Here is an 11,681-nt window from a genome sequence, read left to right as displayed (position 1 = left end):
TGCCGAGCTGCGATCCGCACTTGCCCGCGCCGGCCTGACCGACTGGCTCGACACGTTGCCCGCCGGCCTGTCCACCGTGCTGGTGGGCGGCGGGGCGGCGGTGTCGGCCGGCCAGCGCCGGCGCCTGCTGCTGGCGCGGGCACTGGTGTCGACCTTCCCGGTGGTGCTGCTCGACGAGCCGACCGAACACCTCGACGCCGCCGACGCGCAGCGACTGCTCGCCGAACTGCTCACCCCCGGCGCCCTTTTCCCGGCCGACCGCGCGGTGCTGGTGGCCACCCACCACTTGACACCCACATCGACTGTCTGCGACTCGACCTCGCCTCCGGGCGGGTAACCTCCGACGCATGACCGACCCGGACAAGCCAGAGCACTCGCCAACGGATCCGTCGTCGTCCGCGCCGCCTCCACCACCACCGGGTCCCCCGCCGGGCTATCAGTACGGCGCCCAGCCCGGTGGATATCCTCCGCCCCCTCCCCAGCCCTACGGCGGTTACCCCTACGCGCAGGCGCCTACCGCCCCGAAGAACGGCATCGGCATCGCCGCGCTCGTCGTCGCGATCATCGGGCTGTTCACCGTGTTCGGCGGCATCGTGCTCGGTGTCGCGGCCATCGTCCTCGGCTTCATCGGGCGGGGCCGGGCCAAGCGCGGCGAGGCCACCAACGGCGGGATCGCCACCGCGGGCATCGTGCTCGGCTCCCTCGGCGTGATCGTGTCGATCGTCGCCATCGCGCTGTCGATCTGGGGATTCAGCGAACTCGGCGGCGCCGACCTCGTCGACTGCCTGCAAAGCGCCGGCAACGACGTCGAGGCCCAGCAACAGTGCGAGGAAGAGTTCACCAACAACATGGAGGACCAGTTCAGCGTCACGCTGACACCGACCGCAACCCCTTAGCGGCCGGGGAAGTACTTCACCACGCCTTCCTGCACCACCGTGGCGAGCAGCGCGCCGGACCGGTCGAAGAAGTGCCCGGTACCGAGCCCGCGCGACTCGGCGGCGACCGGTGACGTCGTGGAGTAGAGCACCCACTCGTCGAACCGCACCGGCCGGTGGAACCACACCGAGTGGTCCATGGTCACCGCGAAGATGCGGTCGTGTCCCCAGGACAGGCCGTGGGTGGTGATGATCGAGTCGAGCACCGTGGTGTCCGAGCTGTAGACCAGCGCCGCGGTGTGCAGCACCGGGTCGTCGGGCATCGTGCCGTCGGCCTTGAGCCACACCTGGTTGTAGTCCAGCCGCTCGCCCTTGTCGCGCATCACCCAGGCCGGGTCGTTGGTGTAGCGCCACTCGATCGGCCGCAGCGCCTCCACGAAGTGCGGCACCGTCTTCTCGTATCCGCGGAGCAGGTCGTCGATCGTGGGCAGGCTGTCCGGTCCGGGAACCGGCGGCGCCTCGACGGCGTGCTCGAGGCCACGGCCGCCGTTCATGAACGACACCAGCGCGGTGGTCAGCAGCAGGTCACCCTGGCGCACGTCGACCCTGCGGTTGGCGAAGCGGCGCTCGTCGCGCAACCGGTGCACGTGGAACTCCAGGTCGCGGGTGGGGTCCCCACCGGCGATGAAGTGTGCCGACAACGCACTCGGCGCGATCGGGACGTCCAGCGAACGGCCGGCCGCCACGAAGGCCTGTGCCATCATCTGGCCGCCGAACGTGCGGATCGGGTTCTTGCTCGGATGCCTGCCGACGAACGTCGCGTCGTCGACGCGGTGGAGGTCGAGGACCGCCAGCAGCTCATGGAAATCGGCTGCCGCCAAGAGTCCCCCTCATCCGGTCGTCCGTCTAGACCCGCATCGGGCTACACATCGTCCTCCCCGATCCGGTGCACATGGATCAGATTGGTGGAGCCTACTGTGCCGGGCGGAGCGCCCGCGATGATGACCACCAGGTCGCCGCGCTTGTAGCGGCCGAGCTCCAGCAGCGACTTGTCGACCTGCCGGATCATGCCGTCCGTGGTCTGGATGTGCGGGACGATGAACGTCTCGGTGCCCCAGCTCAGCGCCAGCTGGCTGCGGACCTCGGGCAGCGAGGTGAACGCCAGCAACGGCAGCGGCGTGTGCAACCGGGCCAGCCGGCGCACCGTGTCCCCCGACTGGGTGTAGGCGACCAGCGCCTTGGCGTCGAGGCGCTCACCGATGTCACGGGCCGCATACGAGATCACCCCGCGCTTGGTGCGCGGCACGTGGGTCAGCGGCGGCACCACCACCGAGTTCTCCTCGACCGCGCAGACGATGCGTGCCATCGTCCTGACGGCGTCGAGGGCGTACTTGCCGACCGACGTCTCACCGGAGAGCATCACCGCGTCGGCGCCGTCGAGCACCGCGTTGGCGACGTCGGAGGCCTCGGCGCGGGTGGGCCGGGAGTTCTCGATCATCGACTCGAGCATCTGGGTGGCGACGATCACCGGCTTGGCGTTCTCCCGGGCCATCTGGATGGCCCGCTTCTGCACCAGCGGCACCTCCTCGAGCGGGAGCTCGACACCGAGGTCACCGCGGGCGACCATGATCGCGTCGAAGGCCAGCACGATCGCCTCGAGGTTGTCGATGGCCTCGGGCTTCTCCAGCTTCGCGATCACCGGAACCCGCCGGCCGACTCGGTCCATCACCTCGTGCACCAACTCGATGTCGGCCGGTGAGCGCACGAACGACAGCGCGACCAGGTCCACGCCGAGCCGCAGCGCGAACTCGAGGTCCTCGACGTCCTTCTCCGACAGCGCGGGCGCCGAGACGTTCATGCCGGGCAGCGACATGCCCTTGTTGTTGCTGACCTTGCCGCCCTCGGTGACGGTGCACACGACGTCGGTGCCGTCGATGCTCTCGACGGTCAGCCCGACGTTGCCGTCGTCGACCAGCACCCGGTCACCCGGGTTGGCGTCCTCGACGAGCCGCTTGTAGGTGGTGGACACCCGGTCGTGGGTGCCCTCGACGTCGTCGACCGTGATGCGCACGGTCTCGCCCGCGGTCCACTCGGTGGGACCGTCGGCGAAGCGACCGAGCCGGATCTTGGGGCCCTGCAGGTCGGCGAGGATGCCGACCGCGTGGCCGGTGGCGTCGGAGGCCGCGCGCACCCATTTGTAGTTGGCCTCGTGGTCGGGGTAGTCGCCGTGGCTGAAGTTCAGCCGCGCGACGTCCATTCCCGCCTTCACCAGCGCTTTGACTTTCTCGTCGCTGGCGGTGGCCGGGCCGAGGGTACAGACGATTTTTCCGCGTCTACTCACGTTGCCTCAATATAGTCCCTAATCGATTCAGACGACGGCCAACGGCAGCGCACCGGGGATGACGGGTGCGGGCAGATCCGACTCACCCATCAGGTAGGCGTCGACCGCGTGCGCCGCGCTTCGGCCCTCCGCGATGGCCCACACGATCAGCGACGCGCCGCGGTGGGCGTCGCCGCACACGAAGACGCCGGAAGCGTCGGTCTGCCAGTCCGAACCGCACGGCAGCGCACCGCGGCGGTTCAGCGTCAGCCCGAGTCCGTCGAGCAGCGGCATGTGCTCCACACCGTCGAACCCGATCGCCAGCAGCGCCAGGTCGCACGGGATCTCCAGGGTCTCGCCGACCGGCACGATGTGCCGCCTGCCCTCGGCGTCCCGCTCCACCGTGACCTCGGCGATCTCCAGCGCCCGCAGGTTGCCCGCGCCGTCGCCGATGAACCGCTGCACGGCCACCTCGTAGCGCCGGTGCCCACCCTCGGCGTGCGCGGGTGAGAGCCGGGTGCGCAGCACCAGCGGCCACGTCGGCCACGGTGACCGGGTGTCGTCGCGCTGCTCGGGCGGCTCGGGGTTGTAGTCGAGCTGGGTGACCGACGCCGCGCCCTGGCGGTGCGCGGTGCCAAGGCAGTCGGCGCCGGTGTCGCCGCCGCCGATGATGACGACGTGCTTGCCCGCGGCCGAGATCGTCGACGGACCGTCGCCCTCGCACTCCTTGTTGGCGGGCACGAGGTGCTCCATCGCCAGGTGCACGCCGTTGAGTTCGCGGCCCTCGACGTCGTTGTCGCGGGCGCGCAGCGCGCCGACGGCGAGCACCACCGCGTCGTAGCGGGCCCGCAGCTGCTCGACGGTGAGGTCGACACCGACCTCGCACTCGGTGACGAAGCGGGTGCCCTCGGCGCGCATCTGGGCCAGTCGCTGGTTGAGCGTCGACTTCTCCAGCTTGTACTCCGGGATGCCGTACCGCATCAGGCCGCCGAGCCGGTCGTCACGCTCGTAGACCGTCACGTCGTGGCCGGCGCGGGTGAGCTGCTGGGCGGCCGCCAGGCCGGCAGGCCCGGAGCCCACCACCACGACCCGCTTCCCGGTGGCGATGGCCGCCGGCTGGGGTTCCACGATGCCCATTGCCCAGGCGTGGTCGGCGATGGTGTTCTCGATCCGCTTGATCGTGACGCTGCCGCCGGTGCGGTCCTCCCCGATCGACAGCACGCAGGCCGCCTCGCACGGCGCCGGGCACAGCCGTCCGGTGAACTCCGGGAAGTTGTTGGTGGCGTGCAGCCGGTCGCTGGCGGCGTCCCACCGCCCGCGGCGGACCAGGTCGTTCCACTCCGGGATCAGGTTGCCCAGCGGACAGCCCGCGGTTCCGGAGTGGCAGAACGGAATTCCGCAGTCCATGCAGCGGCGGGCCTGCTGGGACACCTCCGCGGCGCGGTCCTGCGGGCTCTGCCGCTCGTAGACCTCGTGCCAGTCGCCGACCCGCTCGTCGACCGGCCGCTTGGGCGCCTCGACCTTGTGCACCTTGAGAAATCCGCTGGGATCAGCCACGGCTCGCCTCCATGATCGCGGTGTCGACGTCGCGGCCCTCGGCCTTGGCCATCCGGGTCGCCTGCAACACGCGCTGGTAGTCGCGCGGCATCACCTTGGTGAACTGGGCGCTGCGGCGCGGCCAGTCCGACAGCACCGACGTCGCCAGCGTGCTGCCGGTGCGGCGGGCGTGCTCGGCGACCACGCCGTGCAGCCACACCAGGTCTTCGGGTTCGAGGCGCTGCAACTCGACCATCGCGGTGTTCACCCGGGCCGGGTCAAGGCCCAGGACGAATGCGATACCGCCGGACATGCCTGCCGCCATGTTGCGGCCGGTGCGGCCCAGCACCACCACCCGGCCGCCGGTCATGTACTCGCAGGCATGGTCGCCGACCCCCTCGACGACGGCGAGCGCGCCGGAGTTGCGGGCGCAGAAGCGTTCCCCGACCCGGCCGCGCAGGAACACCTCGCCCGAGGTGGCGCCGTAGAGCAGGGTGTTGCCGGCGATCACGTTGTCCTCGGGCAGGAACAGCACGTCGTCGGGCGGCCGCACGATCACCCGGCCGCCGGAAAGGCCTTTGCCCACATAGTCGTTGGCGTCGCCGATCAGCTCGAGGGTGATGCCGGGCGGGAGGAACGCCCCGATCGACTGGCCCGCCGACCCGGTGAGGGTGATGTTGATGGTGTCGTCGGGCAGGCCGGCGGCGCCGTAGCGCCGGGTCACCTCGGCGCCGAGCAGGGTGCCGACGGTGCGGTTGACGTTGCGTACCGGCAGTTCCAGCCGAACCGGGTGGGCGTCCTCGAGTGCGCCCTCGGCCAGCTGGATCAGCGTCTGGTCCAGCGCCTGGTCGAGTGCGTGGTACTGGTCCTTCACCTTGCGCCGCTGGGTGATCTCGACGCCGTGTGCGTCGGTCGGCACCGCGAAGATCGGGGCCAGGTCGAGCCCCTTGGCCTTCCAGTGCGCGACACCGGCGGCGGTGTCCAGCATCTCGGCGTGCCCGACGGCCTCGTCGATGCTGCGGAACCCGAGGTCGGCCAGATAGCGGCGGATGTCCTCGGCGATGAACCGGAAGTAGTTCTCCACGAACTCGGGCTTGCCGTTGAACCGGGCCCGCAGTTCGGGGTTCTGGGTGGCCACGCCGACCGGGCAGGTGTCGAGGTGACAGACCCGCATCATGATGCAGCCGGACACCACCAATGGTGCGGTGGCGAAGCCGAACTCCTCGGCGCCGAGCAGGGCGGCGACGATCACGTCGCGCGCGGTGCGCATGCCGCCGTCGCACTGGACGGTGATGCGGTCACGCAGACCGTTGAGCATCAGCGTCTGCTGTGCGTCGGCAAGGCCGATCTCCCACGGCGCGCCTGCGTGTTTGAGCGATGTCAGCGGCGCCGCGCCGGTGCCGCCGTCGTAGCCGGAGATCAGCACCACGTCGGCGTGCGCCTTGGAGACTCCCGCGGCCACGGTGCCCACGCCGACGCTGGCGACCAGCTTGACGTGGATGCGGGCCTGGTCGTTGGCGTTCTTCAGGTCGTGGATGAGCTGGGCGAGGTCCTCGATGGAGTAGATGTCGTGGTGCGGCGGCGGTGAGATGAGCCCGACGCCCGGTGTGGAGTGCCGGGTCTTCGCGATGTTCGGATACACCTTGTAGCCCGGGAGCTGGCCGCCCTCACCGGGTTTGGCGCCCTGGGCCATCTTGATCTGGATGTCGCTGGCGTTGACCAGGTAGTCGCTGGTGACGCCGAAGCGGCCGGAGGCCACCTGCTTGACCGCGCTGCGGCGGCGCGGATCGTAGAGGCGGTCGACGTCCTCGCCGCCCTCGCCGCTGTTGGACCGGCCGCCGAGGTTGTTCATGGCGATGGCCATGGTCTCGTGCGCCTCGGCGCTGATGGAGCCGTAGCTCATGGCGCCGGTGTTGAACCGGGTCACGATGGAGTCGACGGACTCCACCTCGTCGAGCGGGACCGGCGGGCGGACGTCGGTGCGGAACTCGAACAGCCCGCGCAGCGCACCGCCGTCGCGGGCCAGCCGGTTCACCTCGTCGGAGTACTGGCGGAACACCTCGTGACGGCCGGTGCGGGTCGAATGCTGCAGCAGGAAAACCACTTCGGGGGTGAACAGGTGCAGCTCGCCCTCGCGGCGGAAGGCGTACTCGCCGCCGACCTCGAGGCGCCGGTGCACGCGTTCGGTGGGGTTCTCCGGGTAGGCGCGGCGGTGCCGGAGCTTGACCTCCTCGGCGATGACGTCGAGTCCGATGCCGCCGAGCTGGGTGGGCGTTCCGGTGAAGTACTCGTCGATGACGTCGCGGTCGATGCCGACGGCCTCGAAGGCCTGGGCGGCGGTGTAGGACGCGACGGTGGAGATGCCCATCTTGCTCATCACCTTCGTGACGCCCTTGCCCAGCGCCTTGAGGTAATTGCGGACGGCGGTGGCCGGTTCGATGCCGGTCAGCTCGCCCTCGCGGATGAGGTCCTCGATCGACTCGAACGCCAGGTACGGGTTGACGGCGGCGGCTCCGAAGCCGATGAGCATGGCGATGTGGTGGACCTCGCGGGCGTCGCCGGATTCGACGACCAGCGCCACGGCGGTGCGCTCCTTGGTCCGCACCAGGTGGTGGTGCACCGCCGACACTGCGAGCAGGGACGGGATCGGGGCGCGGGTGTGGTGGGAGTCGCGATCCGAGATCACCAGGGTGCGGGCGCCTTTGGCGATCGCGTCACAGGCGCGGTTGCGGAGTTCGTCGAGGGCGTCGGCCAGGCCTTCGCCGCCGCGCTCGACGTCGTAGAGCGCCTTGAGCACGGTGGTGCGCAGACCGGGGTGCTCACCGTCGGCGTTGATATGGACGATCTTGTTGAGCTCGTCGTTGTCGAGAACCGGCCACTTGACCAGGATCTGGCGGCAGGAGGCGGCGGTGGGTTCGAGCAGGTTCTGCTCCGGGCCCATCACCCGGGACATGCTGGTGACGATCTCCTCGCGGATCGCGTCCAGCGGCGGGTTCGTCACCTGGGCGAACAACTCGACGAAGTACTCGTAGAGCAGGCGGGAACGTTCCGACAGCACCGCCGTGGGGGTGTCGGTGCCCATGGAGCCCAGGGGTTCGGCGCCGGAGGCGGCCATCGGGGTGAGCAGGATGCGGAGCTCTTCCTCGGTGTAGCCGAAGGAGATCTGGCGGCGCACGACCGAGTCGTGGTTGGGCTGCACTCGGGCCCGATCGGGCAGGGTCGCGAGGTCGAGGAGGCCGGCGTGCAGCCATTCGCCGTACGGTTCGGCCTTCGAGAGCTGTTCCTTGATCTCATCGTCGGGAACGATGCGGCCCTCGGCGGTGTCGATGAGCAGCATCCTGCCCGGCTGCAGGCGGCCCTTGGCGACGATCTGGCAGGACGGCACGTCGAGCACCCCGGCCTCGCTGGCGAGGATGAGCCGGTCGTCGACCGTGCGCCACCAGCGTCCGGGCCGTAATCCGTTGCGGTCCAACACCGCTCCGACGACGGTGCCGTCGGTGAAGGTGACGCAGGCCGGACCGTCCCACGGTTCCATCAGGGAGGCGTGGAATTGCCAGAACGCGCGCTCGGCGGGGTCCATGGCCGAGTCGTTCTCCCACGCTTCGGGAATCATCATCAGCACGGCGTGCGGCAGCTCACGGCCGCCGAGGTGCAGGAGTTCGAGCACCTCGTCGAATGACGCGGAGTCGGACGCCTCGGGCGTGCAGATCGGCGAGAGCCGGCTGATGTCGCCGGGGATCTTGGCGCTGGCCAGCATCGCTTCGCGGGCGTGCATGCGGTTGCGGTTGCCACGCACGGTGTTGATCTCGCCGTTGTGGGCGACGAACCGGAACGGGTGTGCCAGCGGCCAGGACGGAAAGGTGTTGGTGGAGAAACGGCTGTGCACGATCGCCATGGCGCTCACGCAGCGCTCGTCGCGCAGGTCGGCGAAGAACTGCGGCAGCTGGACGGTGGTGAGCATGCCCTTGTAGGCGATGGTGCGGCTCGACAGCGTCGGGAAGTAGGCCTCGGCCTCGGCTTCGGCCCGCTTGCGCAGGGGGTACACGCGGCGGTCGAGGTCGATGCCGCCGGGGCGGGCGCCGTTGGTCTCAGGAGCGGCGACGAAGAGCTGGGAGAAGTAGGGCATACAGCTCAGCGCGGTGGTGCCGACACCGGCGCCGTCGGGAGTGACGGGCAGCTTGCGCCAGCCGAGGATCTCCAGACCCTCTTCGCCGGCGATGGCCTCGATGCGCTGGGTGGCGGCGGCGCGGGCGGCCGAATCTTGAGGCAGGAAGCAGAGTCCCGCGGCGAAGGTGTTGCAGCCGTTGTCGGTGGGTGCGGGGAGGTCGAAGTCGACGACGTCGCGGAAGAGTTCGACCGGGAGCTGGATGAGGATGCCCGCGCCGTCACCGCTGTTCGTCTCCGCGCCGGCGGCGCCGCGGTGGTCGAGGTGTTCGAGGGCGACGAGGCCGTCGGCGACGATGGAGTGGGTGCGGCGGCCCTGGATGTCGGTGATCATGGCGACGCCGCAGGAATCGGCCTCGTTGGCGGGGTCGTACAGACCTTGCGGTCGAGGAAATGCCGAGAACAGCATTCGTTTGGTACCTCCGCAGTCCGGATTCTTTCGATTCCGGGACTGCACCGGCCCGAAGAGCCAGTGTATCAGCGGAGGTGGGTTGCTACCCGTCGAGAAGAGTCGGGACCAGCGGAAACCCGGGGAGGTTGCGCACCACGGTCCAGGTGGTCACGGTGACCACGAGCACAGCGATGGCCGCGATCGGCATGAGGCGGCGCCCGAGCCGCCACCGCACCGCGAACCACAGTGCCAGCAGCGGGAGGCCGACGAGCAGGAAGACGTTGTCGGACACCGCTGCCGCGACGTCGCCGTGCAGCAGGTCGTGCGTCATGCGCAGGCCACCGCAGGCCGGGCAGTCCCAGCCGGTCAGCTGCTTGAAGGGGCAGCCGGGGAACAGGAAGCCGGGGCGATGCGGATCGGCGATGCCGATGTAGGCGAGGCAACCGGCGACCACCGCGCCGGTGCCCAGCGCGCCGTACAGCCGGGTGCGGCTGCTCGATGCGACGCTAGGTTCCATCGCGCAGCGGACGTCCCTGCGGGTCGCGCACCTTGTCGGTGAGGATGAGGATGGCGTCGACGATGCCCCAGATGACGGCGCCGATGCCGCAGGTCACGAGGCCCACGACGAGCTGGATGACGCCGAGCTTGGTGTCACCCATGTAGATGCGGCCGATGCCGACGAGTCCGAACAGGCCGATGAGCTGGAGGAGTCCGGCGACGATCTTCGACTTGTCGGAGAACGGCTCACCGGTCATCGGGTGACGGCCGAAGGGCGCCATCTGGTCGTACTGGCCCGGGGGTGGGTACTGGCCGGGTGGCGTGCCGTACTGCCCTGGGGGCGGGTACTGCCCGGGCGGGGTGCCGTACTGCCCGGTCGTGCCGTACTCACCGGGCGTGCCGAACTGGCCGGCCGATCCGTACTGGCCGGGCGGAGTCTCGTGCTGGCCGGGAGGCGGCGGGTATTGCCCCGGAGGAGGTGGCGGGGTCGTGCCCTCTGAGCTGCTGCCGAACTGCGCGGGATCGGTCATGCCGCCAGCATGCCAGAACCCCCGGTTCCCCATAAGGGAGGGAAACCGGAAAAGGTGGTGGCGGCTTTCAGAAGGGTGGTGGTTCGTCGCCGGGTTGCGGTGGAGGCTTGGGAGCGAACAGTGCGTCGAGTGCTTGTCGGCGGGCGCGGCGGCGGGCTTCGCGGTGTTCGCGGTTCTGTTGGCGTTCCGCGGCGATGCGGGCGGCTCGGGATTGGGCCCGGGTGCGTTGCCGCTTGGGCATCATCGCGGTGCGCTCACCGCTTGGGTCGTCGGTTCGCGGTGTGACAACTGCGGCGGCCGTCGGGGTGCAGAGGCTGGGAAACAGCAGCGCCGCTCCCGGTCTAGTGGTGTAGGTCTGGCCCGCCGGGCTGGTCCAGATCACGGTGCCGTCGCATTGTTGTCGGTCGTGCCAGCCCCAGAACGTCTTGATCAAATGGTGCAGGCGGCATAGGCATTTCAGGTTCGACGCCTGGGTCGGCCCGCCCTGGCTGTAGGGGATGGTGTGGTCGATGTCGGTGCTGAACGCCGCCACGTCGCAACCGGGGAACCGGCAGCCCAGGTCGCGGCACCGCACGAACTCCGCCAGGTTGCGCGAGGGGGTGTAGCGCGGCTCGGGCGGGGCGTCGCCGGGATGGATCAGCGGCCGGATCGTCGCCTGCTCGGCCAGGGGCGCGACCTGTTCGGGCGGCAGGATGCCGTCGTTGTGCACCAGGCTCGCCACCGAATCATCCGCGGTGTCGGCGTCGGTGTCGGACTCGGCGTCGTCCACGTCAACAGGCTCGACCGAGCCGTCGGCGTCGGTATCCGTTTCGGCGTCTATGTCGGCGGTCTCGGCCGGGGTGTCCGCCTCTTCGGCGGCGGCCTCAGTGTCGGCGGCACCCCCACCTTCGGTGTTGGGGCCGGTGATGGTGTGGATGACGAAGGGGGCGGCCAGGGCGTCCTTCTTCGGGCAAGCAGCGTTGCCGCATTGGCAGGGCAGGCGTTCGGCGCCGCTGCACACCGCGGCGATGGCATCGACGCGGCGCTGCCGCTTGGTGCGGGGGTCATCGGGGCACACGGTGTCGGCCATCGCGTCGACACTCCGCTCGAAGATCTGAGCATCGACGGTGCTCATGGTGCCGCCGAAGGTGCTCATCCCGTCGAGGCCGTCGTTGACCCAGAACTCACGGAGCTCCCGGGCCCTCTTGCGTCGCCGCACCGCATCCCGGTCCACCCGGGCGATGATCCGGTCGACATGCCCACACAGCTGACCGGGACTCAGTGTCATCAACCGCACCGCCGCACCCGCCAACGCCGCATCCACCCCCGCCAGAATGTCGGGATCGGTGATCAAGCTGGTGCGATGCAGCAACACATCGACGATGGAC

At 69.8% G+C, this 11,681-nt stretch carries 9 protein-coding genes; 2 read left to right on the top strand and 7 right to left on the bottom strand.

Annotated elements, in window-relative coordinates:
- On the top strand, positions 1 to 337 hold a 337-nt coding region (locus Q2100_RS25150), incomplete at its 5' end, for an ATP-binding cassette domain-containing protein (protein WP_302916247.1).
- Positions 338 to 347: 10 nt separating this feature from the next.
- Complete coding sequence (locus tag Q2100_RS25145; protein ID WP_302916246.1) at positions 348 to 896, top strand: DUF4190 domain-containing protein; 549 nt, start codon at positions 348 to 350, stop codon at positions 894 to 896.
- Here the strand turns inward: Q2100_RS25145 and Q2100_RS25140 are convergent.
- The 7 genes from Q2100_RS25140 to Q2100_RS25110 all read right to left on the bottom strand — a co-directional run.
- Entirely contained in the window at positions 893 to 1,756 is an 864-nt protein-coding gene (locus Q2100_RS25140) for an acyl-CoA thioesterase II (protein WP_264013545.1), read from the bottom strand. The two genes, Q2100_RS25145 and Q2100_RS25140, sit on opposite strands and share 4 nt — an antisense overlap.
- A gap of 41 nt (positions 1,757 to 1,797) precedes the next feature.
- Positions 1,798 to 3,216 carry a pyruvate kinase gene (pyk, locus tag Q2100_RS25135; RefSeq protein ID WP_302916245.1) on the bottom strand — a complete coding sequence of 473 codons (1,419 nt, stop codon included), beginning with the start codon at positions 3,214 to 3,216 and terminating at the stop codon, positions 1,798 to 1,800.
- Between the two features lie 27 nt (positions 3,217 to 3,243).
- Positions 3,244 to 4,752 (bottom strand): glutamate synthase subunit beta, encoded by a 1,509-nt coding sequence (locus Q2100_RS25130; RefSeq protein ID WP_302916244.1) that lies wholly within the window; start codon positions 4,750 to 4,752, stop codon positions 3,244 to 3,246.
- Entirely contained in the window at positions 4,745 to 9,304 is a 4,560-nt protein-coding gene (gltB, locus tag Q2100_RS25125) for a glutamate synthase large subunit (protein ID WP_302916243.1), read from the bottom strand. Before gltB ends, Q2100_RS25130 begins: the two co-directional genes overlap by 8 nt.
- An 85-nt stretch (positions 9,305 to 9,389) precedes the next feature.
- A complete protein-coding gene (locus Q2100_RS25120) occupies positions 9,390 to 9,803 on the bottom strand; it encodes a DUF2752 domain-containing protein (protein WP_302916242.1) in 414 nt (137 codons plus the stop codon).
- Positions 9,793 to 10,314, bottom strand: a complete 522-nt coding sequence (locus Q2100_RS25115; RefSeq protein ID WP_264013540.1) for a TM2 domain-containing protein — start codon at positions 10,312 to 10,314, stop codon at positions 9,793 to 9,795. The genes Q2100_RS25120 and Q2100_RS25115 overlap by 11 nt, the downstream gene beginning before the upstream one ends.
- A gap of 67 nt (positions 10,315 to 10,381) precedes the next feature.
- The coding region (locus Q2100_RS25110; protein ID WP_302916241.1) for an HNH endonuclease signature motif containing protein at positions 10,382 to 11,681 on the bottom strand (1,300 nt) is incomplete at its 5' end.

Source organism: Mycolicibacterium arseniciresistens (assembly GCF_030519285.1).
Taxonomy (GTDB): domain Bacteria; phylum Actinomycetota; class Actinomycetes; order Mycobacteriales; family Mycobacteriaceae; genus Mycobacterium; species Mycobacterium arseniciresistens.
The sequence above is the reverse complement of the archived record's forward strand: the minus strand, read 5'-3'. Positions and strand labels throughout refer to the sequence as shown.

What these genes read in the sequence shown, in the direction of transcription:
- Q2100_RS25145 (WP_302916246.1), top strand. Translation starts at nt 348, where the DNA reads ATGACCGACCCGGACAAGCCAGAGCACTCGCCAACGGATCCGTCGTCG.
- gltB (WP_302916243.1), bottom strand. Translation starts at nt 9,304, where the DNA reads ATGCTGTTCTCGGCATTTCCTCGACCGCAAGGTCTGTACGACCCCGCC.
- Q2100_RS25120 (WP_302916242.1), bottom strand. Translation starts at nt 9,803, where the DNA reads ATGGAACCTAGCGTCGCATCGAGCAGCCGCACCCGGCTGTACGGCGCG.
- Q2100_RS25115 (WP_264013540.1), bottom strand. Translation starts at nt 10,314, where the DNA reads ATGACCGATCCCGCGCAGTTCGGCAGCAGCTCAGAGGGCACGACCCCG.